Source organism: Limisphaera ngatamarikiensis (genome assembly GCF_011044775.1).
GTDB lineage: Bacteria > Verrucomicrobiota > Verrucomicrobiia > Limisphaerales > Limisphaeraceae > Limisphaera > Limisphaera ngatamarikiensis.
In genome coordinates this window covers 65,697-88,925 of record NZ_JAAKYA010000053.1, presented here as the reverse complement: position 1 = coordinate 88,925, position 23,229 = coordinate 65,697, and the positions used below count along the sequence as shown (strand labels likewise).

Below are 23,229 nucleotides of genomic sequence, written 5' to 3'. Positions count from 1 at the left end.
GGGCGGGTGGCCCGGGCGGACGGCACGGGGCCGGGCGCACGGGTTTTACCGCGGCGGGTCAACGGAGGTAATCGAGCAGGGAGAGTCGGAGGATGGTGGCGCCGGATTGAAGGGCGGCCTGGTAGGCGGTTTGGACCTGGTTGAGTCGGACGAGGGTTTCGGCGAGGTCGGCGTCGGCCTCACGAGAGACGGCCTGATCGAGAGCGAGCAATTGTTTGTCGGCGAGGTTGGAGGCGGTTTGGATGCGGGCGATGAGTGCGGACTGATTGCCGATGTGGGTGAGGAGGTGTTCCTCGTCCTTGAGGAGTGCAGGTCGGACGGTTTCGGCGATGGTTCGGGTGTCGCCGTCGAGGAGCCGGTTTTGGAGTTCGATGAGGTGGGCGAAGAAATCGGCGCCGGTGCGGCTGTCGGCGACGAGTCCGCGCGGGCCGGATCCGGTGGGGTTGGCGCCGGGGATGTCGATGGCGAGGGTGACCTGGTCATCGATGGGTGCGGCGGCCACTTCGGTGTTGCCCTGGTAGGTGACGGAGGTGACGCGGCCGGTGGCGTCGGTGGTGAGGATGAAGGGGGGCTGATCGGTGCGTGTGCCGCCGAAGAGGTAGGCGCCGCGGTGTTTCTGGTTGAGGATTTGGACGGCCTGTTGGATGAGCTGGGTGACCTCGGTGGCGTAGGTTTGGAGTTCCTGTTTGGAGCGGGTGTCGTCGGCCAGGGTGGCGAGTTCGCCGGCGCGGTCGGAGATTTTCTTGAGGGCTTTGAGGGTGTCGAAGGCGACGTTGGCGCGTTCGTTGAGGGTCTTGAGGTTGGCGCGGTACTGGCGGGTGGCGGCGGTTTGGGTATGGAGGCCGAGGATGCGTTGCATGGCGGCGGGGTCGTCCTCGGGGTTCAGGACGCGCTGGCCGGTGGCGACCTGGGTTTGGAGCCGGTTTTGGCGCGTGCTGAGGAGCTGGAGCTGTTGGATGAGGGTTTCGGGGAATGTGTTGGAGGTGACGCGCATGGCTGGGGGAGCGGGTTTTCAGGTTCAACGTTTCAGGGCAAGCACGGTGTCCAACAGTTCGTCGATGGTGGTGATGAAGCGGGCGGAGGCCTGGTAGGCCTTTTGGAAACGGATCAGGTCGGTCATTTCCTCGTCGAGGGAGACGCCGCTGACGGATTCGCGCTGGCGTTGGAGGAGGTTGAGGACCTGTTGGTGGTCTGCGACCTGGCCGTTGACGGTGCGGAGTGCGAGGCCGAGGTTGGCGACGGTCTGGCTGTAGCTGTCGGTGAAGGTGCGGTTGTTGAGGGCCGCGATGGGTTGGTCGGCCAGTTGTGCCAGGGCGAGTGCGACGGAATTGTTGCCGGGTGCGTCGGGCCGGTTGGAGGCCTGGACGCGGGCGGGGTCGGCCAGGAGATCGGCGTGGACGGCGATGGTGCGTGCATCGGTGCCGGTGAAGAAGTCGATGCCGGTCTGGCCGTCGAGGCTGTAGCCGGTGCGGTGGAGGTTGTTGATTTCGGTGATGAGGGCGGCGGCGAGGGTGTCGAGGTCGTTGCGGAGTTGGGCGAGGGCACCGTCGCGGACCTGGAGGGTGCCGGCGAGGGTGCCGGAGCCGGGGTCGAGGGGCGTGGCGGAGCCGGTGGTGCGGAGCAGGAGCCGCCCGTTGCCGGGGTCGTAGGTTTCGATTTGTTCCAGCACGTTGCGGTCGCTCACCAGAGTGACGCCCTGGAAGGAGATGGTGACGGTGCCGTTGGGGGCGAGGGTGGTTTGGACGGGGAGGATTCGGGCCAGCTCCTCGAGTTTTTGCTGGCGGGTGTCGCGCAGGTCGTTGGCGATGCCGCCGAGGGGGAGCTCGGCATTGACGATCTGGTCGTTGAGCCGGGCGATATCGGCCAGCAACTGGTTGGCCCGGGCAACGTCGGTGGCGAGGCTCTGGTTCAGCTGGGCGGTGAGGTCATCGAGGCGGCCGCTGATCTGGTTGAATCGTATGGCGAGGGATTGGGCCTGGTTGACGAGGACCTGGCGTTCGGGGAGGGAATCGGGCCGGGTGGCCACAGCGCGGAAGGCGTTGAACAGTCCGGTCAATTCGACGGCCAGTCCGGTGACGGTGCCGGCCTGGTCCACGGCGGAGGATTCGTTGAGACCCTGGGCTTGCCGGTCCACCTGTTCCCCCAGGATGGCCTGTCCGGTTTGGAGGGCGGTTTGCTGGGTTGACCAGTAGCCGCCGACGCCGACCTCGGCGAGGATTTGGGCATCGAGGATCTGGTTGCGGATCTGGCGGATGGCGATGGCTTCGACGCCGGTGCCCTGGGGGCCGATGAGGCTCGGGAGGGCGGGTGCGGTTTGGAGTTGGACCTTTTGGCGGGCGTAGGCCGGGTTGTTGATGTTGGCAAGGTTTTGGCCGGCCACTTCCACACCCAGTTGCTGGGCTTGGAGGGCGCGCGTGCCGAGGTTGAGGGATCCAAACAGGCCGAGCATGGTGTCAACCCACTGCGTTGAAGAGCGTGGAGGGTGACCAGCTGCCGCCCGTTGGGACCTGCCCGTTCTCGCTGTAGGTGAGCGGGGCGGATCCCGGCAGGAAGGCGGCCAGGAGCTTTTGCATGAGTTCGACGGCCCGGTGGAGGAGCAGGTGATTTTGACGGGCGCGTTGTTGGACGCGGACGAGCAGGTCGTTGTTTTCCTGCACCAGGGCCTCGAGAAGGGGCCGATAATCCGCGGGGACGCGGGGAAGGATTTCGGCAAACGGGGCGGTTTCGGGCAGGCCCAGTTCCCGGGCGAGCCGGCGCCGGCAGGATTCGCGTTGTTCCCGGGCGTTTTGGAGGTTGCGTGCCTGGGCCTGGATGGCGCCCACGGTTTGGAGCAGGTCGTCGGATCGGCGATGGAGGACACAATCCTGCTGTTGCTCCAGCAGGGCGAGCATTTCGCCGTATTGCTGGAGTTCGTGGCGCAGGGCTTCGATGAGCGGATGAAGGGACTCGTTCATGGATGCCAGAGAAGTTGAGCACCGCGCGCCGGGTCGGCAGGAGATGCCGGTCGCGGGCTGGGATCACGACCGGCGTTTGGCGTGGGAGGCAACGCGGCGTCCGTGCCCGGCTGCGCGGTGCCCGAAGTGGTTGTGGCCGTGCCCCGCGGATGCGGGGTCAGCTGGGTTTGCAGAGTTTGGGCCAGGCCGAGGGCCCCGCTGCGTGCGATGGCATCGGCCAGGTGTTCGCAAAAAAGGTCGCGGTAGATGTCGGAGGCGGTGGATTCGCCCTCCAGGGTGGAGGGGATGACCGGCTGCTGGGTTTCGCGGAGGATCTGGCGCAACAGGAGCGCTTCGAACAGGCGGGCTGCCTCGGCCACCTTTTCCTCCTCGGAGAGGTTGCGACAGGAGGTGAGCCGCTCCAACGGGGGCGGCGTCGTCGAACGGGTGATGGATGGGACGATCTCGAGGTTCATGGCTCAACGGATCACCAGTTCGGCCTGGAGTGCACCGGCCTGTTTGAGTGCCTGGAAGATCGCCATCATGTCGCGCGGGGTGACGCCGAGGGAATTGAGGGCGCTGGCGACCTGTTCCACGGTGGGGAGTTCGGGCAGGGGGACAAGCCCGGCCTTGTTTTCCGTAACCTCGGTGGTGGTGCTCGGGGTGACGACGGTGGTTCCGGCGCCGAGCGGGTTGGGTTGTGAGACGTTGAGCGTGGAAGCGACGTTGATGGTGATGTTGCCGTGGGAGATGGCGCAGGGGGAAATGCGGATGCGGGAGGTGGCCACGATGGTGCCGGTGCGTTCGTTGATGATGATGCGGGCCGGGACCTCGGGTTGGACCTCCACCGCCTCGAGCCGGGCGATGAAGTCCACCGGCCGATCCCGCCAGCTTTCAGGGATGGTGACACGGACGGTGGTGGCGTCGACCGCTTCGGCCCGGTTGGTGAAGAGGTTGTTGATGGCGGCGGCGATACGGGAGGCGGTGGTGAAATCGGGCTCGCGGAGGAGCAGTTCGACGGCATTGTCGCGCACGATTTCGGCCGGGATTTCGCGTTCGACGAGTGCGCCGCCGATGATGGTGCCGACGGTGGGATGATTTTTGGTGACGGTGGCGCCGCCGGCCCCGCCCTGGCCGCCGGTGAAGCCGCCGACGGCGACGGGGCCCTGCGCGACGGCGTAGACGCGGTTGTCCGCGCCCAGGAGCGGGGTTTGCAAAAGGACACCGCCCTGAAGTGACTTGGCGTCGCCCATGGAAGCGACCTGCACGTCGATCCGGGTCCCCGGTTTGGCGAAGGGGGGGATGTCTGCGGTGACCATCACCACCGCGACGTTTTTGGCGGAGAGGGTGGTGGGCGGGACATTGATGCCGTAGCGCTGGAGCATGTTGGCGATGGTTTGTTTCGTGTAAACGGGGTCCTTGTCACCGTCCCCGGCCAGGCCGACCACAAGGCCGAATCCGACCAGTTGATTGTCGCGTGCGCCGGCGATCATGGCCAGGTCGCGCACGCGCACGCCGGCGGCTCCGGAGGTGACCGTCAGCGGCCCGGAGAAGAAGAGCAGGAGGCCAAGCAGGGTGGCGGTGCACCAGCGGGTCCAGCGTTTGCGGGCCCAACGCAGGCCGGGCCGGGAGAGGGGCAGGTTGCCGGCCGGACTGTGGGAGATCGGGGTCGGCCAGGTCCCGCAGGTGCGCCCCGGGGCTTCGGTCCGCCGGGGTTCGGGCACGCGACCGGTCGGGCGCGCGGGCAAAGGATGGGTTTGTGGGCCGGTGGGGATCATGCCTCAGAAGGGGTTGACCTTGTCCCAAATGCGGCTGAACCAGCCCTTGCGCTGGGCGTCGGTGAGGGTGCCCTTGCCGACGATTTCGATTTTGGCGTCGGCGATGTTGTAGCTGTAGACGGTGTTGTTGGCCAGGACATCGTCGGGTCGGACGATACCGCGCAGGATCATGGTTTGGTTTTCGCGGCCGATGACGGTTTCGCGGCGGCCTTCGATGATGAGGTTGCCGTTGGGAAGGACTTCGATGACCTGGACGGCGACGCGGGCGGTGATTTGTTCGGAATTGGCGACGCTGCCGCCGCCGGTGAACTGGTTTTTGCTGTTCCACTTGAGGGTGGGCAACTGGCCGCGCCGGGTCAGGAGCGGGCTGGCGTTGGGGCTGTAGAAGAAGGCACTGAGGCCGGCGTCCATGCCGGATTCACGCGCGGTGCTGGTTTTGTTGTCCTTGGCGGTGGTGGTGTTTTCCTGGACCAGGACCGTGAGGATGTCGCCGACGGCGAGGGCGCGTTTGTCGGCGAACATGGACCGGGAGCGGTCATCCTTCCAAAGGGACTGGGCCCGGGTGGCGGGTGCCAGGAGGGCCAGGGCGAGAGCCGCAAGCGGCACCATCCGAACGCAAGGGCTTGTGAGTGGGGGGAAAGGTTTCATGGTCAGAGCGAGACACGAACGGTCTGGGCGTCCACGACGCGGCCGTAGAGGTCGCGCCGGCTCAACGGGTTCCGCACCCGGACGATCTGGCCGGGTGCACCTTCTTCGAGGACCTCGACGCGGAGGCTGATTCGGAGGGCACCTTCCTCCAGGACGGCCTCGGCGGTTTGTCCACGCCGCAGGACGGGTCGGGGCCGGAGCGCCCGGGCCGGAACAGGGGCACCGGCCGGGACCACGTCACAGAACTCCAGTTCCACCGGGCCGGGGTTGTCGAGGTCGGCCGGTTTTTCACGGAGTGCGATGACGTCGCGGCGTTCGCGGACCAGCTCGGCCTGTTGGAGGGGGGTACCGCGCGGGATGGTGGTCCGGGCGACCCAGACCTCGCGCCAGAGGTGAAGCTGGACCGCGGTTTGCCATGCCCCGACGGGCCTGTCTCCGGCACGCAGCTCGAACCGGAGGATACATTGGGGACCGAGCCCGGTGGCGGGCAGGTTTTGCAGGACGAGGGAAAGAGGTGCGTTGGGAACCTTGACGGGTGTCCAGGGTCGGAGAAGTTGCACTTCGAGCTCACCGGCGTCGGATCCGATATGTGCCTGGAGTGTCCGGGCGACCAGTTGGGTGAGCTCTTCGGCGTCCAGGGTGCGGAGTTCGGGTTCCCCGGCGGGCCGGGCGGGGCCCGGCGCCTCTGCCCGGGTGGCATTGGGTGCGGGAGCGTGCCCGGGATCGGGCTCGCCGGCTCGGACCCGGCCGGCGAACCCGACGTCCAGGCAGGCACAGCAAAGCAGTGCGATGGTGAGGCGGAGTTGCGGATCCGCCTTGCGGGCCGGGTGGAAATGCATGGCAGCGCGGGGCAACATCAGCGTCGGATGTTGTTGGCTTGTTGCATCATTTCGTCGGCGGCCTGAACCGCGCGGGAGTTCACCTCGTAGGCGCGCTGGGCCAAGATGAGATTCACCATTTCCTCGACGACCTTGACGTTGGAGAGTTCGAGGTAGCCCTGTTCGAGTTCGCCGAAACCGTTTTCACCCGGGTTGCCGAGCTCGGGCGGACCGGACGCGAGTGTTTCGCGGAACAGGTTGCGTCCGAGGCTTTCGAGGCCGGCCGGGTTGTTGAAGCGGACCAGCTGGACGCGGAAGGTGGTGTTGCCGTTGGGCCCGCTGTAGGTGACTTCGCCGTTGGGGGAGATGGTAATGTTGGTGGTGCCGGGCGGGACGGCCTGGAACCCGCCCAGAAGGGCAAACCCTTCGCTGGTGACGATGCGTCCGTCGGAGGCGATCTTGAAGGCGCCCGCCCGGGTGTAGGCGCGGGAGCCGTCGGGCAACTGGACCTCGAAAAAGCCGTCGCCCTGGATGGCCACGTCGAGGCGTTCACCCGTCTGCGTGAGTTCGCCGGTGGTGAAGATGCGTGCGGTGGCAACGGGTCGTGCCCCCTGGCCCACCTGCAATCCGGTGGGCAGCACGTTGCCCTGGCCGCTTTCGGACCCCGGTGCACGCAGGGTTTGGTAGAGGAGTTCCTGGAACTCCACCTTGCTTTTCTTGAACCCGGTGGTGTTGACGTTCGCCAGGTTGTTGGCGATGACGTCGAGGTTCAGTTGCTGGGCTTCCATCCCGGCGGCTGCCGAATACAGTGCGCGCAACATGGCGACTTCAAATCATGTGAAGGTTGCGGTTCAACCCGGATTTCCCAGTTCGGCGATGGTGCGGCCCATGCGTTCGTCCTGGGCCTGGAGCACCCGTTGACTCGCCTCAAACAATCGCAGCGTGGTCAGCAGACTGGCCATCTCGTGCAGGGGCGAGATGTTGGAGGATTCACGGGCGCGCTGGATCACACGCGATTGTGCGGCCTGGCGCGGGACCAGCGCCGGGTCCTCGGCCAGGAACAATCCGCCCGGCAACGACCGCAGGGCGTGGGGATTGTCAAATTCCACCAGCCGCAGCTGCCCGCGAACCTCCTGTCCCTGAACGACCTGGCCCTCGGGCGTGATGGTGATGGAATCCGCCAGTTTGGGATCGACCTGGATGGGGCCGTTGTTCCCCATGACACGAAGCCCCTGATAAGTGACCAGGTATCCCTGCGCATCCACTTGGAACTGACCGCGCCGCGTGTAGGCCGGGGTACCATCCGGCAGTTGCACTTCAAAAAAGGCCGGCCCCTCGATGGCCAGATCGGTGGGCGAATCCGAGGGGGTAATTTCGCCCTGACTGAAATTCGTACCCACCGACACGCGGGGGATGTAGAACCGGTTGCCGGGGGCCCAGGGTGCCCCGGAGGCAAACCCCGCCGGCACGGATTCGAAGGACGTTTCCATTCGCCGTGCGGCGGGCACCCCTGCCAGGGCCAGGTTTTGAGCGATCAGGTCCTGGACCCGGGCATGGGCGTTCATTGCGGCTGCGGCCTGGTAAAGGCTCACATTCATCGCACCCAACCAGCGGAGCAACGCATGTGCCAGGCGGAAATCCCACGGGTTCAGGCCCCTGTGATGCGGGGGTTGACGGAAAAACCTGCCAGGTGCCGGTGCAGAGTTTGCCGGGCCAACTCCCATTCACACGCCTCGCAGACGCCCCCGCCCGGCCGCTCCGGCCCTGAGCCGTATGCGATCCGGGCGGCGCGCCAAGAATACAGCGAATCAGCCCGACGTATGGCGAACCTGTAAAAGGGAATCTTAAACCGGGACCGATTCGGGTTTGGTGCTCTGCGCCGCGACGGCCGCCGGTTCCGGACCGCGACGCCCGGTTCGGGCTGGGACGCCCCTTCACAAATGGAGGATGCGCATCGGACCCAAAAGGCCCTTTGCGGCAATTTTTCGGGCCTGCAAGGAATGCGGGGTGATGGCCACGCGCCCACCCGATGCAAGCCAGTAAAACCCTGCACGCGGCACATTCGCCGGCTTCATGCCCTCGCCCTTCAACCATTCGCGCAGCCACTCGAGCTTCTCGAGCACTTCGTTAATTTGCGTTGAGGACGCGGGATGGACCTCGACCCGGGCGACAGCCTCCCCGTGATGTTTGGAAGACCAGAGCCCGATAGCATGGTGCCAACGGGGCTCGTTGGGATGGGAGCTTTTGAGCGCGTCATCCAGGTTCACACTTCCAACCACGGAGCGTGCGTCGCGGCATTTGATCTGAGCCCGGTGGGGGGCTTGGAGGGCTTGAAGACCTTTCTTGAAATGCCCTTCGAGAGGCGCGGTTTCCTCAACCGCTTTGCGAAATGCGCCCGGGGAGCGAGTGGGCCCCGACTTTTGTGGGCGGGCCGTCATCGCGCTTCGACAGCGATGTCTTGACCGGCGCATTCGCTGGTGCCAGGGGACTGCTCGGGTGGAAGCCCGGCCACAAGATCGTTCACGCGCGCGGTGAACTCGGTGAGGCCACCCCAAAAGGCCTCAGGCCAATGCCCTGAGGCAGGGTCCAGGTCGGAAATATCACGACTGTAGCCCCACCAGGACGGTCAGGTCGCCAAATTCGATTCGGGCCTGCTGAATCGGCCCCAGGCTTCCCACTTCCAAGGAAAGAGGTTGGTTCATCCAACGGGAAGGCAATGTAGTCCGGGCCACGGACACCGTCAATCAAGTCGCCCGACAGCCCGCTGTGTCCATGGAGCCTGCCCGAGGCGTCGGGCCGCCCGGGATCGCTCCAACCGGGGATGGCCGATCACCTCGGCCAATAATTCATCCCACAACGTCACCCGGGTGGTTCTCGCAATCCAAAGTTCATTTTCACGGGGCGATGGGGCCCGACCCTGGCGAAAGCACGGCCCATTCGAAGGGCCGCCACAAATCGTGACAGCGCGACTTCCGTCGACAACACGCCGGTTGTCCACGCCGCAAGCGGGGAGGATCCGGAACCCGGGCCGAAGGTCACCCCATGTCCGACCGACCCCGTCATCGGCGCCGCGGAGCCGTCTCACGCAGGAACCTACCCGAGCAGGTCGGGACCCACGCTGCGCAGGATGTGAAGGAACAGCTCGTCGGGACGCGGGTTGTGAAAGCGACGGGTGGGCGGGTGCGGGTGGGTGGCATCGGTGGGGAGCTCGGGGAACTGAAGACGAAAGCGGGAGCTGCGCCCCCGGTGGCGGCCGGGAGCCGACATCGGTGCAGACGAGAATTGCGCGCAAATCGCGGGGCGGCTTCTCTGAGGCCGTGAACGCGGCAGTCCATCCTGCACCGGCCTACCGGTGGCTCTGTTTTGACGCGGACGGGGTCCTGCTGGATTACGATCGGGCAGAACATCGCGCGCTGGCCGAGGCGCTGGGTGCATTGGGGCGTGAACCCACGCCGGAGCTGCGCGCCCTTTACCGTGAGGTCAACCGTGAACTCTGGCAGGCTTGGGAACAGGGCCGGATCAGCGTCGAACACCTCAAGACCCTCAGGTTTGAACGTTTTCTCCAGCGGGCCGGCATCTCTGCCCCGGCGGCCTTGTTTGCCGACCGGTACCTCGAAGCTCTGGCGCGCGGATATGATCTCTGGCCCGGCTGTCGCGAGGTGTTGAGTCTGTTGCGCCAGCGCCACCGTTTGGCCGTGGTGACCAACGGATTGAGCCGTGTCCAGCGCCCGCGTCTAGAGGGCGCAGGGCTCCTGTCGCTCTTCGACGTCGTGATCATTTCCGAGGAAATCGGCGCGGCCAAGCCTGCCAGGGCATTCTTCGAAATCGCCCGGGAACAGATGGGTCGGCCGGAACCGGAGACCATCCTGATTGTGGGCGACAGTTGGGAGGCGGACATCGCCGGTGCGGTGGCCTCGGGTTGGGATGCGTGCTGGTTCAATCCGGACGGCCGGCCCACGCCCCCCGCCCCGACCGTGCAACGGGTTGTGCGGTCATGGGCCGAACTGCGTCAGTGGTTGGTTGACGGTGACCAGATTGGCTGACGGCCGCGGCCGGGACGCCAGGGCCGGCGCAGATCCTTTATCAGCGACGCTGGTTCCAGTAGATCTTCAAATTTCGGGTCGCACGGCCCGAAGCGACCAGGTCGAGGTCTCCGTCGTCGTCCAGATCGGCCACGGCAAGGTCTTCGCAAGCCATCGTGTCGTCAATGATCCGGGCCTCCCACGATTCCCCCGACTCATCGCGCGGCAAGAACATTTGAACACCCACAGACGATGCCTGTCCGCCCCGGCCCCGCCACCCTACCACCACCTGGTCGTGTCCCAGTCCAAGGAAATCGCCGGTCACCACGGCGTGACCCTCGACCAGGTTGGTGGACAGCACCGTGCGGTCACCCGGTCCACGCTCCGGCCGGTAAATTGCCAGCCGATGGCCGTGCATCGGCTCCACGGCAGCCAGAAACCTGTGTCCGTCCCTGCCCCGCCCCACGCGCACCTCGCCCATGCCGCCCAGTTCATTGGTGGCCAGGAGCCTGAGTCGGGCCGGTCCCCCGGGGTTCGGATCCCATAAGAACAGGCCCTGTCGCGAGGCAATTACCAGTTCGTCCGGAGGGTCATCGTCCCAGGCAACAACATCGAAATTGTGGGTCTTGTTGAGGCCCTCAAACAGGAGGGTTTGCGACCATCCTGATTCCGTGCCTGCTCCTGGGGTGTAACGGTGCACGCGCACACCGGGGCCCGTGCCGGTTGCAGGATCGTTCGCCCGCCCGTGCAACGGGAGTGTTACCAGGGACCATCGGCCTGCATCGTCCCGGGCCCAACGAATCCGATGCAGCGTCGGCTCGGCCGGAAGGGGCACGGGGGTCCAAGCCGACCGCCGATCCGTGCCCGCCCGAAGAACGAACAGTGCCCCCGGCGTGGTGGTGTCCCACGGTGCCCAGCCGGCTCCTGCCATCACCTCCGCCCGGCCGTCCCCGTCGAGGTCGAGCGCCGCCACACAGACATGATCCCGTTCCGTCAACCGCTCCGCCATCTCATGGCGGGTCCATGTCGGATTCCGATACCAGAGGATGAGGTGCTGGTCGGCCACAACGAGGTCGAGCCGACCGTCGCCATCCACATCGGCCACCGTCACGCCATAGCCGATGCGGAGGTTGTCGTCCACGGTCTCAGCCCGGAACATCGCCGCGGAAAGGTTCAGACCGACGATGAGCTGGAGCAAACCGACCCGGATAGCGGTTACCTGAGGACGCATCGTGTCCATCGTTGGCACGGTTTGGGCGCGGATGCAAATGAGCAGAAAGCGGCAAGCGATCGCTGCCGGGGCGATTCTTCGCCGGGCCGGCCACCGGCCGGGTCCTGGAAAGTTTCGGAGGGTGCGGCGTTCGGGACTTGCCCGACGGGCCCATGTTTTTCGATGGTAAAGGCACTTTGAGGGCAGCCATGGCGATGCGGTGGCAGCAATGGGTGTGGGCCGGCTTGGCGGCAGGTGCGGTTTGGTCGGCGGGGGGCGCGGCCGTGCCCGTCGAACCACCCGCACCGCCGCGGGAATTCCGCGCCGCGTGGATCGCCACGGTCCGCAACCTGCATTGGCCCTCACGGCCGGGCCTTTCATCGGCCCAACAACAACAGGAACTTCTTCAACTCCTGGATGCCGCGGCCCGTCTGGGATTGAACGCCGTGATCCTCCAGGTCCGCCCCGCCGGCGACGCATTCTATGCCTCGGACAAGGAACCGTGGTCGTACTATCTCACGGGCGAGATGGGTCGACCCCCGGAGCCCTATTACGATCCCTTGGAGTTTGCCATTCGGGAGGCACACGCCCGCGGCCTGGAGCTGCACGCGTGGTTCAATCCTTTCCGCGTGCTGGTGCGGGCACCAACCAATCCTCCCGTGTCGTCCCGGCACATCAGTCGCGTGCGACCGGAGTGGGTCCGTTCCTACGGTCCCTATTTGTGGTTGGACCCGGGTGAACCCGGCGTGACCGACTACGTGATTGAGACGGTGTTGGACGTGGTCCGGCGTTACGACGTGGATGGCGTCCATTTTGACGATTACTTCTATCCCTACCCCGAGAAAGACAGCGCCGGTCGGCCGCTTCCGTTCCCGGATGAACGTTCCTGGGCGCAACGCGACGCAGCGGACGGACCGGACCGGGACACCTGGCGTCGTCAGAACGTGGACCGGTTCGTGGAGCGGCTGTACCGGGCGGTCAAAGAGGCTCGGCCCACCGTCAAGGTTGGGATCAGCCCGTTCGGGATCTGGCGTCCGGATCATCCGCGCGGCGTGCGTGGCCTGGACGCCTACGCGGTACTGTACGCCGATGCCCGGAAATGGCTGCAACAGGGATGGTTGGATTACTGCGCGCCGCAACTCTACTGGCCCACCACCGCCAGGGAGCAACCGTTCGTGCCGCTGCTGGAGTGGTGGGAAGGCCAGAACACGCGGCACCGACATCTCTGGCCGGGACTGAACACGGCCCGCGGCTCCGATTGGGGCGCGGAAGAGATCCTCAAACAAATCCAGTCGGTTCGCAGAACGACCGGCCACGCCGCCGGCCATATCCACTGGCACCTGCCGGGCCTGCTGCGCCAAACCAACCTCGTCCAGGCACTGCTCCGCGGGCCCTATGCCCGGGCGGCCCTGGTTCCGGAGGCGTCATGGCTGCCGGGCCGGCCGCCGGACCAACCCCGGCTTGAAGTGGGCACCGAGTCCGGCTCGCGCCGGGTGCACCTGCATTGGAACGCCGGCACCAACGCAACGGTCCGGTTCTGGTACCTCCAAGTGTTGCAGGCGAACGGATGGACAAGCCGTCGGTTGGACGGGAACACGCGCTCGGCGGTGTGGGATGACGCACGTGCGGTCGCCCTTGTAGCCGTGGGACCGGACGGCCGGACCAGCCCCGCCGCCGTTTGGCGCCGGCCGGCGGACCGTACCAGAAGTCCCTCCGCCGGCAGTGCAGGCCGGAAAGAGGCCGGGCGTTAGACCGGGGGTCGTCGGGGTTGCCCCTGGCTTCCCAAGTGAAGTGGCGGCTGGTCCTGCCGGTTTCGCGATGGCAGCCGCATCGGGGATGAGCCCCCGGTTCGCCCCAACCCCCGGACCGTTGTCGGTCGCGTATTCCCCCGGTGTAGTGTCCGCCGGGTTCATCGCAGAGCCATGGAGGGAATGAACCACAGAGACACGGAGGACCCAGAGGGCAAACCCAAAGAGTGCATGTAAGTGAATCCTTGCGGAGTGCGGGGACGCGGTTCTTGCCGCCTTAATGCATGTTGCGAGTGGCCCGGGGGTCGGTCAGGGGCGGCCGGGCCGGGAGCGGTCGGCGGATCGGCCGTTTTGGTCGGGCGGGTTTTGCGTCGGGAGCGGAATTTGCGGTTGCGGCGGGGAAGGGTTGGCGTATTCTGTACGGGGCCTGGACGTTTCGAGATCCTACGATGAACGCGGAACTTTGCAAGCGAGCGCTGGAGAAGGTTGGGGACCCGAACATTTTGGTGAACATCGTGTCCCGCCGGGTCCGGCAGTTGCTGGCCGGCTCGGGCAGTGTGAGTCGGCCGCAGGTCGCGAATGCCGAGAACATGGACGTGACCGACATCGCGTTGCTCGAGATCGCCGAGGGGAAACTGGTTTGGGAGTTTCCGGATTCGGAGGAGCCGTCGGCTCCCGCCGAGAAACCCCGTCGGCGCATCCGGCGGGCCTGATCGGGTTCCCGGGTTGAGGCGTGAGCGGCAACTGGCCAGGAGGGCGACCTTCTGGCAGTTGTAGTTTATGGAGCCGATTGTGACCAACCCGAAGGCGCGGCATGACTACCACATCCTGGAAACGGTGGAGGCCGGGATTGTGTTGCGGGGCACGGAGGTCAAGTCGTTGCGCGAGAAGCGGGCGAGTTTGCGGGAGGCCTGGGCGGAGGTCCGGAATGGCGAGGTGTGGTTGCGGAATGCGCGGATTGAGGAGTACAAACCGGGGGGGTGGACGAATCACCCGCCCCAGGGGGATCGGAAGCTGCTGTTGCACAGGCACCAGATCCATCGTTTGCAGAGTTTGACCGCTGCCAAGGGAACCACCCTGGTGCCGCTTTCGATGTACTGGAAGAACGGTCGGGTGAAGGTGGAACTGGCCGTGGCCCGGGGGAAATCGCAGGTGGACCGCCGGGAGGAGATCAAACGGCGCGAGGCCGATCTGGAACTGCGCCGGGCGATGGCGCGCCGGGATCGTCGGCCCCCAACATGAACGCCCGACACGCGGTGCGCGGACGCCGGGCCGGCTCCGCCCCGGAATGGGACGCGGCGGGGCGTTGTCGGCGCCGCAGGGTATCCGGCAGTCAGTGGCACGGCGGGCGGGTGCGGACTTTGAATGCATGAGGTTCCTGATTGCCATCACGGGCGCCAGCGGTGCCCTGTACGCCCAGCGGTTGCTGGACAACCTGGATCCGCAACAGCACGAGGTGCATGTGGTGTTGAGCCGGTATGCGCCGCAGGTGATTGAGGCGGAGTTGCCCGGGGGGCTGCGGCTGGCGCCGGGCGTGCGGGTGCACAATGCCCGGAGCATGAACGTTCCGTTTGCCAGCGGGAGCAATCCGCCGGATGCCATGGTCGTCATTCCCTGCACGATGGGCACGCTGGGGCGGATTGCCCACGGGTACAGTGAAGACCTGCTGTTGCGGGCGGCGGACGTGGTGTTGAAGGAGCGGCGCAAACTGATTCTGGTGCCGCGGGAAACGCCGCTGAACCTGGTGCACGTGCGGAACTTTGAACTGTTGTTGCAGGCGGGTGCGGTGATCCTGCCGGCGAACCCTTCGTTTTACACCTGTCCCCGGACGGTCGAGGCGGTGGTGGACACGGTGGTGGCGCGGGTTCTGGATCACCTGGGAGTGCCGCACCAGTTGGTGCCGCGCTGGGCGGAGGAGCTGGAATGAGCGGTCCCACACAGATACCCGGGATGAAGCAGGGTCCGGAGACCGCACCGGAGCACGAACCCGTGGCCGGACCGGCCCGCGGACCGCTGGGGCAAATCCGGAAATGGCTGTCGTTTGTCCGGTTTTCGCACACGGTGTTTGCGTTGCCGTTTGCGCTGGCCGGGATGGCGGTGGCGGCACGGGAGCACCGGGGCTGGCCGGGTTGGCGGACGTTCAGCCTGATTTTGGTGGCCATGGTCTGTGCCCGGACGTGTGCGATGGCGTTTAACCGGATTGTAGACCGGCATTGGGACGCAATGAATCCGCGCACGGCGCACCGGCACCTGCCCACGGGCCAGATCAGCCTGGCCGGTGCGTGGACGTTATGGGCACTGAGCGGGGCGGGCCTGGTGATCGCGAGTTGGTTTTTGAATCCGCTGTGCTTTGTGTTGTCGCCGGTGGCCTTGTTTGTGCTGTGCTTTTATTCGGTCACCAAGCGGTTCACTCATTACACGCATTTGTTTCTGGGGATTGCGTTGGGGTTGGCGCCGGTGGGGGCGTGGCTGGCGGTGAAGGGAGGCGATCTGACGTGGATGGACGGGTTGCGGATGACGGTGCTGGCGGCAGCGGTGGTGTTCTGGGTGGCGGGCTTTGACATCATTTACTCGATTCAGGATTACGAGTTTGACCGGCGCCACGGGCTGCATTCGCTGCCGGTTGCCTGGGGACCGCGCAACGCGCTGTTGGCGGCGTTTCTGAGCCACATGATCATGATGGGGTTGTTGTTGTTGTTCGGCCTGCTGTGCCGGTTTCGGGTGGCGTATCTGGCGGGGTGGTTTCTGATCCTTCTGTGTGTTTTGCTGGAGCACTGGATCGCGCGGCGGCGGAGCTTGAACTGGGTTCAGACGGCCTTTTTCCGGTTGAACGCGCTGATCAGCGTGGTGTTCCTGGCGATCACGCTGGCGGAGGTGGTGTTTCAGGGCGGCTTCCATCTCCGGCTGTGAGGCGGGGGCGGACCGGGTTTTTCCGGGCGGGCAGCGGCCGGGGGGTGGGTCCGGTGGGAACGGAGATGTGGCCGGTCAACGGGGCACGGGGCGAGGGGCGCGCCGGGCCGGTGCGGTGGTCGGCGGACGGTCTTGTCGGGACGGCCGGCCCGGGGGTTCGGACCGGCCGCCCGTGTTGGCGATTTGATCAGTCAGCCTCCCAGGCGACCAGAGTCACGCTGCAGGGGGCGACCTCGATTCGGTCGGTGGATCCGTCGAAGGGCAGTTGTTCGATGCGGACGCGCAGGGGCTCGTCCGGGTCATTGAAGAGTTGCGGGTCGGTGCCTGCGATTTGCCAGCGCATGCCGCGCTTTTTCAGGGCGGCGCCGTGAATCTGGAGGGGGATGACCTGGGCCTGGAGGGTGGGGTTGACGATGCCGAGCGTGAGTCTGCGGCGGTCGAGGCTCCAGGCGGCCTGTGCGTCAATGAGCCCTTCGGTGCGGGTGTGAACCGGCAGTTCACCAAACTGGTGACGATACAGCATGAGGACAAGGCCGGTGGTTTCGAACGCGGCGTTGCGCCGGCTGGTTTTGATGGCGCCGATGACGTTGACGGTCTGGGCGTAGAAGGCCGAGTGGATGAGGTCGCTCTGGCGGGCGTACTCATGAAGGCCGGCGGCGATGCCGAGGGCGTCCTTGAGGAAGTAGCGCGTGCCCAGTTCACCGAACACGTGGGGTCCGTACCAGTAATTCCACTCGGTCATGGCGATGCGGATGTCCCTGCCCTTGAGTTGGGGCAGTTCCGATCGCATGCGCCGATGGAAATCGGCCTTGGCCCGGATGTTGTCGGGGATTTGTCGGACGTGGGCGGCCAGGCCGGATCGTTCCTGGCAGTAGAAATGTTCGGCGATGGCCTCCATGTGATCGGAGCAACGTTCAAGCAGGCCGCGGCTCCAGGGGCCCGCGTTACCGGAGGCGATGCAGAAGATGGTGGGATCCACCTCGCGCATTTTGTCCACGACCCAGTTTTGTTTCAGGACGTAATGGTCCAGGGACATGTAGCCGAGCTGCCAGGGCCCCCACATTTCATTGCCGACGCACCAGTACCGGATGCCGAAAGGTTGGGGGGACCCGTTCCGGGCACGTTGGCGACCCCAGTGGGAGTCGGCCGGCCCGTTGCAATACTCCACCAGGGCGGCGGCGGAGTGGGCGTCGCCGAAACCGGTGTTGACGGTGACCAGTGGCTGGGCGCCGACCAGCCGGCAGAAGTCGATGAATTCGTGCAGGCCGAAGTCGTTGTGTTCGACGCCGGTCCAAGCGGGGTTGGTTCGGGGCGGGCGACGGTCGCGGTCGCCGATGCCGTCCCGCCAGTCGTAACCGCTGACGAAGTTTCCACCGGGCCAGCGGTAGATGGGCGCGGCCAACTGGCGCAGCAGGGCCAATGTGTCGGCGCGCATGCCGTGGATGTTATCGGCGGGCATCAAGGAGATGGTGCCGACCAACAGGTCGCCCTCCTCGGCCCGAATTTCCAGGGAGGCCTGATCCGTGGTGAGGCCGGCCGTAAAACGGAAGGGGTATTTTTGGTAATCGCCGCGGCGCACACGGATTTCCACGGTTTGGGCGTCCGCTGCGGCCTGACCCCAGCGCAGGGTCACGCGGGCCCGGGCCGACCGGTTTTCGGGGTGTTTGAGCCATGCGTACCCGACGTATTCTTTGCCGGCGGTGACGCCGAGGTCATTCTGTCGGATCCCGGTGCCCTGCCGGAGCAGAGGCGTGTGCCGGCCCACGAAGGGCGCGTTGGTCGTCATCTCCACGCCGTCGGGACGGCCGACAATCTGCCAGGGCGAAGCCCCAACGACCGGGTATTGGGTGTTTCGAAGGGCCGTGTAGGGGGCGTAGTTGGAGGTGATGGGGTAATAGAATTTGCGGTCTTCGAGCATTTCGGCCCAGATGCCGCCGTAAATGCAACGGCCGAGGTGTTCGATGAACTGGCCGTAGACAAGCGGCGAAAGGGGCTCACCAATGCGGCTGGCGTCCACTTCGATTTTGGGGGCGGGGGGTTGCCGTTGCTCGAGTTTTTCCAGTGCGATGTCGTCGAACCATGCGCGGCCGCGGGCGCGACCCCAGCCGCCAAAGAGGCAGTTGATCTGCAGCTGGGTCTGGTCGTCCACGTCGAATTCGACCTCCACCCGGGTCCAGTCGCGGGTACCGGTGACGGCCGGTGTGGCCGCGCCTTCCAGGCCGTGGATGTTGAGCAGGGCGCCACGGCCGCCCTGGACCGGTTCCACCGCCTCGGTTTTGATCCAGCCGGAGAGCCGGTACCGGGCAAAGGGGTCCACCGTGACGGTGGTGGCCCAGGCGGCATCGGCGCCGGCCTGGGAGGCAATGCCGACACTTCGTTCTCCCGTGCGGCCGGGCTGGGGGTAGCTGAAATCCGCCTGGCCACCCCACGTTTCGGTCCGCCATCCGCGGGGCCGGTTGCCCTGGGCGTTTTCGAAGGACTCGTTGCGTACCAGGTTTTGGGCCGGCAGGAGACCCACCATGCCGAGGAGGGCGCCGAGGGCCAGTATGAGACGCAGCCTTGGTTTCATGCGATCATTGAGTCCGGGAACGCAGGGTGGCGTCAAGGCGAACCGGCCCGGCACTCTCGATTGTCATGTCCATCGCCGGCCGCCCGGGGAGGTATGGAAACCAGACGGCCATGTGGACTGGGACGCAGCTCGGCGGGGCCCCGGTCAAACGGTCAGTTCGGTGCGTTCGGGCGCGTGACGGGACCAATCCACGTCGCGTTCCACGGGGGGTGCGGAACCGTGGCGGATGTGAATGCGGTGGCGGCCGTAAAAGGCCTCCACGGCACAGCTACCCGTGGCGTCGGTCTCCAACTCGGCCCGGGTCCACCATTCCCGCCGGATGAGCTGGTGTAGTCGCTCGTAAGCCGGTTTGGGGGACATGTCCCTTCGGAGCAGTCCGGCTGCGGCTCCCTGCCAGGCACCGCGGTCCGAGAGGTCCCACCAGGTGAGTGCTTCCACGGCGGGGTGGGCAAAGACCAGGGTGTAGAATGTGGCGACGGCGTCTGCCTGTTGTTGCTCCAGTTCGGGCGTGGTGGCGCCCCAGCGTTCGCCCGGGCCGAGGCGCGGGCCGCTGACCAGGGTGGTTTCGGTGAAATGCAGGGGGCGGCCCAGGGCGGCAAAGCGGTCGCAGATCTCCCAGACGCGTCCCGGGGGCCAAAGTCCGTCGTGCATGTGACTTTGCAGACCGACCGCATCGAAGAGGGGTTGACCGTCGCGGTCCCGCAGGGCGTCCAGGATCTCGTAGTAGCGACGGTCCAGGCGATAATCGTTGACCAGGAGCGTTGCGCGGGGATGGGCTTCGCGGGCCACTTCCAGGGGCCGTCGGGTGTAGGCAATCGGCCCGAGTTTTTCGCCCCAGAGGGCCATGCGGGTTTGGTTGACCCGGTCGGGCAGGTGCGTCGGTTCGTTGACCACGTCCCAAACGTCCAGACGACCCGCAAATCGCTTGACAATGTCGCGCACGCGGGCTTCCACGAGTCGGGCCAGTTCGGCGTCGTCCCCGGGCAGCCAGCGGGGAGAGCCGGCCGGATGATCCCAAACCAGCGGATGTCCCTTGCACCGGATGCCCCTGGCGGTGGTCCAGGTCAGGACGCGTTCGATGGATTCGTGGTCGGGCTCGCCAGGTCGCGGCTCATAGCGGGCCCAGTAGAATCCGAGCGTGGCGAAGTTGAACAGTTGGGCGAACCGTTCGCGGTACTCTTGTTCGAGTGTCTCGTCGCGATTGCGGCCGAAACCGAAGCAGTTGCAGCCGAAAAGAAACTCGTGCTGCAGCATTTCAATCCGGACGTGAGCCCCTGCAAGGGGCCGGCCCCCGGTGTCCCTGAGGACCAGAACCCTTCTCCGCGTGCGGTGGCGCCGAATCCGGTTGCGGGCCTCGGCGAGCAGCTCGTCCTCGCCGGAGGAGGCGCCGAGGGCATGCCGGACCATCCAGGGAGCCGCCACCGAACCGGCCAGCCCGCACTTCAGGAACTCGCGTCGTGTCATGCGGGGATGGATGCCGGGAGGAACCGGCCGGTCAAGCACAACCGACCGGGAGTGCGGTTCGTGGAGCGGACCACAAGCCCCGGACCGGGATTTGCCGGCGTCTCGACAACCGCAACCGGATGTTTTAGCCAGTGAGGGCGCATCATGTGTGAACCGGTGATGTCCTCCGTCCGAACCGTGCAGGGTGGTCGCATCCGGGGGATCGGCTCCCTGCCCGGGAATGATTCCCGCTCCCGCGCATACCGCCGGAGTCTCTGCGCGGCGCGGTTGCCGGGTGTGCCGGCAGGTTGGCTCTGGGTGTGGGGCCTGTGGGTCTGCCTGGCCGGCGGAAGTGACTGGCCGGAATACCTCGGCGACGCGGGCCGATCACATTACTCGGGGCTCCGGCAGATCCATCGTCGCAACGTGCATCGGCTGCAGGTGGCCTGGGTGTACCGCACCGGTGATGCGCAGCGGGATCCGCCCTCGCAGATCCAGTGCAACCCGTTGATTGTGGACGGCGTGCTCTACGGGATTTCGCCGGGGCTGAAGTTGTTTGCGCTGGACGCGGCCACGGGGCGCGAGTTGTGGCGGTTCGACCCCGTGCAGGCGGGTTTGTTGGCCTCGGGAAGCGGGATCCAGCGGGGTGTGGTGTTCTGGCGGGAGGGAACCCACGCGCGGGTTTTTTACATGGCCGGGCCCTACCTGGTGGCCGTGGACGCACGCACGGGCCGGTTGATTCCGGGTTTTGGTCGGGAGGGCCGGGTGGATTTGCGGGACGATCTGGGGCGGGACGTGCGGAACCTTTACGTGGTGGGTACGTCGCCCCCGGCGTTGTTTGAGGATTTGTTGATTGTGGGGATGCGCGTGGGTGAGGGGCCCGAGCCGGCGGCGCCGGGCCACATCCGGGCTTATGACGTGCGCACCGGACGGTTGGTCTGGCGGTTTCACACGATTCCGATGCCGGGTGAACCCGGTTACGAAACCTGGCCGCCGGATGCCTGGCGCCATGTGGGCGGAGCCAATTGCTGGGCCGGGATGGCCGTGGACAGGCGGCGCGGGATTGTGTTCGTCCCCACCGGGTCGGCCACCTACGATTTCTGGGGCGGAGATCGCGTGGGACAAAACCTGTACGCCAACTGTCTGTTGGCGCTGGACGCGCGCACCGGGCGCCGGTTGTGGCATTTCCAGTTTGTGCATCACGATTTGTGGGACCGGGACCTGCCGGCGCCGCCCACGTTGTGCACGGTGAGACGGCACGGACGGCGCGTGGATGCGGTGGCCCAGGTAACCAAGTCGGGGCACGTGTTCGTGTTTGACCGCGTCACGGGCGAGCCGCTGTTTCCCGTGGAGGAGCGGCCCGTGCCACCCAGCGATCTGCCGGGGGAATCGGCTTGGCCCACCCAGCCGTTCCCGCTGCGACCGGCCCCGTTTGCCCGGCAACTTTTCACCTACACGGAGATCACCGACCGAACTCCGGCGGCGCGGCGGGCGGTGTTGGACCGGTTTGCGAAACTGCGCCCGCACGTACCGTTTCAGCCGCCCAGCCGCGAAGGAACCATCATCCTGCCCGGGTTTGACGGCGGCGCCGAGTGGGGCGGCGCCGCGGTGGACCCCGAGGGCGTGCTGTATGTGAACGCCAACGAAATGCCATGGGTTTTGACGATGGTGGAGGTGCCCTCTTCGGGCACGGCCGACCAGCCGGACGGGCCCGGACTCTATGTGCAGATTTGCGCGGCCTGTCACGGCATGGACCGCCAGGGCCGCACGGCGCACGGTCAGTCGGTGCCCTCGCTGGTGGACATTGGCCGGAAACTCGACCGCGCGGCGTTTCTGCAACTGTTGGAGACGGGCCGGGGCGGCATGCCCTCGTTTGGGTTTCTGAGCCCGGCACAAAAGGGCGCGCTGGCGGATTATTTGCTCGGCGGACCGGGCTCTGGAAGCCCGGCGTATCCGGACCCACGGGAGGTTCGCACGGTAAATCCGCTGGGCCGGGTACCGTTTGTCTCCACCGGATACCACCGGTGGTTGGACCCGGAGGGCTACCCGGCAATCCGACCGCCGTGGGGCACGCTGACGGCCATTGACCTGAACACCGGCGAATTCCGCTGGCAGGTGACCCTGGGCGAATACCCGGAGTTGACCGCGCAAGGCTGGCCGCCCACGGGCACGGAAAACTATGGCGGGCCCCTGGTGACGGCGGGTGACCTGTTGTTCATTGCGGCCACGCGGGACGAGATGTTCCGCGCCTTTGACCGCCGCACCGGCGCGCTGCTCTGGCAGACACGGTTGCCTGCAGGCGGCTATGCCACACCGGCCACGTATGAGGTCCAAGGACGTCAGTTCGTGGTGATTGCGTGCGGCGGCGGAAAAATGGGCACGCCGGCCGGTGACGCGTACGTGGCCTTTGCCCTGCCGGAGGGACGCTGACCCGCGGGCCGTAGGGTGTGGGAGATGGGCCGGGCCGGCGGCGTGCTGTCAGCGCGGACGATCGGCACCCAGATACTTCACCACCGCCTCGGTCCGCGACTGGACGTGCAGTTTTTCGTAAATCGTGTGCAGGTGGGTGCGGACCGTGCTCAGGCTGATGCCCAGCAGGTCCGCGATTTCCTTGTACAGGTAGCCGCGCGCCAGCAGGGCGAGGATTTCCTGTTCCCGCCGGGTCAACTGTTCCATCTCCGACCGCGGTTGATGGATCTGCTGGAAGTAGGCGACCACTTTGCGCGCGATGCGCATGGACATGGGGGCGCCGCCGGCGTGGACCTGTTCGATGGCCTGGATCAATTCCGAGGCCGGCTGGTTTTTCAGGAGGTAACCGGTGGCACCGGCACGAAGGGATTCGAAGATCAACTCGCTGTCCTCGTACATGGTCAGCATGAGGACCTGCACGGCCGGCCTGCGAAGTTTCATGCGGACCACGCATTCAATGTCGCTCATTCCGGGCAGGTGGATGTCCATGAGGACCACGTCCGGCCGCGCTTGTTCGAAGTGCTGGAGGGCCTCCTCACCGGTGGCGTGCGCACCCACGCAGACCAGTTGCGGTGCGTGGCCGAGCAGGGCCTGCAGGCTTTCCCGCATCCCGGGATTGTCTTCCACAATCAGCACACGGATGGGCATGGTCTCGGTTCCCGGCATGGTCTCGGTTCGGAC

The 23,229-nt window shown here is 66.1% G+C and carries 21 protein-coding genes; 7 read left to right on the top strand and 14 right to left on the bottom strand.

Translation table 11 applies throughout. The annotated features are described in order from the left end of the window. Positions 1–58 precede the first annotated feature (58 nt). From G4L39_RS08290 to G4L39_RS14645, 10 genes are all read right to left on the bottom strand, one after another. Positions 59–994, bottom strand: coding sequence for a flagellin N-terminal helical domain-containing protein (locus G4L39_RS08290; RefSeq protein WP_165107391.1), 936 nt, complete (start codon positions 992–994; stop codon positions 59–61). Positions 995–1,018: 24 nt separating this feature from the next. Next, positions 1,019–2,449, bottom strand: coding sequence for a flagellar hook-associated protein FlgK (gene flgK, locus G4L39_RS08285; protein ID WP_165107389.1), 1,431 nt, complete (start codon positions 2,447–2,449; stop codon positions 1,019–1,021). Positions 2,450–2,453: 4 nt separating this feature from the next. Then, the gene (locus tag G4L39_RS08280) at positions 2,454–2,954 is read right to left on the bottom strand and encodes a flagellar protein FlgN (protein WP_165107388.1); all 501 of its coding nucleotides are present in this window, start codon (positions 2,952–2,954) and stop codon (positions 2,454–2,456) included. Further along, positions 2,951–3,409 carry a rod-binding protein gene (locus G4L39_RS08275; RefSeq protein WP_165107387.1) on the bottom strand — a complete coding sequence of 153 codons (459 nt, stop codon included), beginning with the start codon at positions 3,407–3,409 and terminating at the stop codon, positions 2,951–2,953. Before G4L39_RS08275 ends, G4L39_RS08280 begins: the two co-directional genes overlap by 4 nt. A 3-nt stretch (positions 3,410–3,412) precedes the next feature. Beyond that, positions 3,413–4,657 (bottom strand): flagellar basal body P-ring protein FlgI, encoded by a 1,245-nt coding sequence (locus tag G4L39_RS08270; protein ID WP_205880876.1) that lies wholly within the window; start codon positions 4,655–4,657, stop codon positions 3,413–3,415. A gap of 57 nt (positions 4,658–4,714) precedes the next feature. Further along, a complete protein-coding gene (locus tag G4L39_RS08265; protein ID WP_165107384.1) occupies positions 4,715–5,320 on the bottom strand; it encodes a flagellar basal body L-ring protein FlgH in 606 nt (201 codons plus the stop codon). Positions 5,321–5,361: 41 nt separating this feature from the next. Further along, entirely contained in the window at positions 5,362–6,216 is an 855-nt protein-coding gene (gene flgA, locus G4L39_RS08260; protein WP_165107383.1) for a flagellar basal body P-ring formation chaperone FlgA, read from the bottom strand. Continuing rightward, a complete protein-coding gene (flgG, locus tag G4L39_RS08255; RefSeq protein ID WP_165107381.1) occupies positions 6,216–6,998 on the bottom strand; it encodes a flagellar basal-body rod protein FlgG in 783 nt (260 codons plus the stop codon). Before flgG ends, flgA begins: the two co-directional genes overlap by 1 nt. A gap of 30 nt (positions 6,999–7,028) precedes the next feature. Then, positions 7,029–7,775, bottom strand: coding sequence for a flagellar hook-basal body protein (locus G4L39_RS08250; RefSeq protein ID WP_165107380.1), 747 nt, complete (start codon positions 7,773–7,775; stop codon positions 7,029–7,031). Between the two features lie 336 nt (positions 7,776–8,111). Continuing rightward, positions 8,112–8,300, bottom strand: a complete 189-nt coding sequence (locus G4L39_RS14645) for a hypothetical protein (protein ID WP_205880875.1) — start codon at positions 8,298–8,300, stop codon at positions 8,112–8,114. A 1,194-nt stretch (positions 8,301–9,494) separates the two neighbouring features. Between G4L39_RS14645 and G4L39_RS08240 the strand changes: the two genes are divergently transcribed. Next, positions 9,495–10,220 carry a YjjG family noncanonical pyrimidine nucleotidase gene (locus tag G4L39_RS08240; protein WP_165107376.1) on the top strand — a complete coding sequence of 242 codons (726 nt, stop codon included), beginning with the start codon at positions 9,495–9,497 and terminating at the stop codon, positions 10,218–10,220. Positions 10,221–10,260: 40 nt separating this feature from the next. Here the strand turns inward: G4L39_RS08240 and G4L39_RS08235 are convergent, their stop codons facing one another. Further along, positions 10,261–11,430: an FG-GAP repeat domain-containing protein gene (locus G4L39_RS08235; protein ID WP_205880874.1), complete on the bottom strand. Its 1,170-nt coding sequence runs from the start codon at positions 11,428–11,430 to the stop codon at positions 10,261–10,263. A 188-nt stretch (positions 11,431–11,618) separates the two neighbouring features. On the opposite strand from G4L39_RS08235, the gene G4L39_RS08230 reads away from it, so the two are divergent. The 5 genes from G4L39_RS08230 (at position 11,619) to G4L39_RS08210 (ending at position 16,067) form a co-directional block, all read left to right on the top strand. Then, positions 11,619–13,160, top strand: a complete 1,542-nt coding sequence (locus G4L39_RS08230; RefSeq protein ID WP_165107373.1) for a glycoside hydrolase family 10-like protein — start codon at positions 11,619–11,621, stop codon at positions 13,158–13,160. Between the two features lie 446 nt (positions 13,161–13,606). After that, positions 13,607–13,870 carry a DNA-directed RNA polymerase subunit omega gene (locus G4L39_RS08225; RefSeq protein ID WP_165107371.1) on the top strand — a complete coding sequence of 88 codons (264 nt, stop codon included), beginning with the start codon at positions 13,607–13,609 and terminating at the stop codon, positions 13,868–13,870. 67 nt (positions 13,871–13,937) lie between these two features. Beyond that, positions 13,938–14,399, top strand: coding sequence for an SsrA-binding protein SmpB (smpB, locus tag G4L39_RS08220; RefSeq protein WP_165107369.1), 462 nt, complete (start codon positions 13,938–13,940; stop codon positions 14,397–14,399). A 127-nt stretch (positions 14,400–14,526) separates the two neighbouring features. Then, positions 14,527–15,084, top strand: coding sequence for a UbiX family flavin prenyltransferase (locus tag G4L39_RS08215; protein WP_165107367.1), 558 nt, complete (start codon positions 14,527–14,529; stop codon positions 15,082–15,084). A 23-nt stretch (positions 15,085–15,107) separates the two neighbouring features. Beyond that, positions 15,108–16,067, top strand: coding sequence for a UbiA-like polyprenyltransferase (locus G4L39_RS08210; protein ID WP_165107687.1), 960 nt, complete (start codon positions 15,108–15,110; stop codon positions 16,065–16,067). 187 nt (positions 16,068–16,254) lie between these two features. Here G4L39_RS08210 and G4L39_RS08205 read toward each other — a convergent pair whose 3' ends face one another. Next, a complete protein-coding gene (locus G4L39_RS08205) occupies positions 16,255–18,636 on the bottom strand; it encodes an alpha-L-arabinofuranosidase C-terminal domain-containing protein (protein ID WP_165107365.1) in 2,382 nt (793 codons plus the stop codon). 144 nt (positions 18,637–18,780) lie between these two features. Further along, on the bottom strand, positions 18,781–20,100 hold the full coding sequence (locus G4L39_RS08200) for an endo-1,4-beta-xylanase (protein ID WP_165107364.1): 1,320 nt from the start codon (positions 20,098–20,100) through the stop codon (positions 18,781–18,783). A gap of 159 nt (positions 20,101–20,259) precedes the next feature. Between G4L39_RS08200 and G4L39_RS08195 the strand changes: the two genes are divergently transcribed. Continuing rightward, positions 20,260–22,509, top strand: coding sequence for an outer membrane protein assembly factor BamB family protein (locus tag G4L39_RS08195; RefSeq protein ID WP_165107686.1), 2,250 nt, complete (start codon positions 20,260–20,262; stop codon positions 22,507–22,509). 48 nt (positions 22,510–22,557) lie between these two features. Here the strand turns inward: G4L39_RS08195 and G4L39_RS08190 are convergent, their stop codons facing one another. Further along, the gene (locus G4L39_RS08190; RefSeq protein ID WP_165107362.1) at positions 22,558–23,196 is read right to left on the bottom strand and encodes a response regulator; all 639 of its coding nucleotides are present in this window, start codon (positions 23,194–23,196) and stop codon (positions 22,558–22,560) included. Between the last annotated feature and the right edge of the window lie 33 nt (positions 23,197–23,229).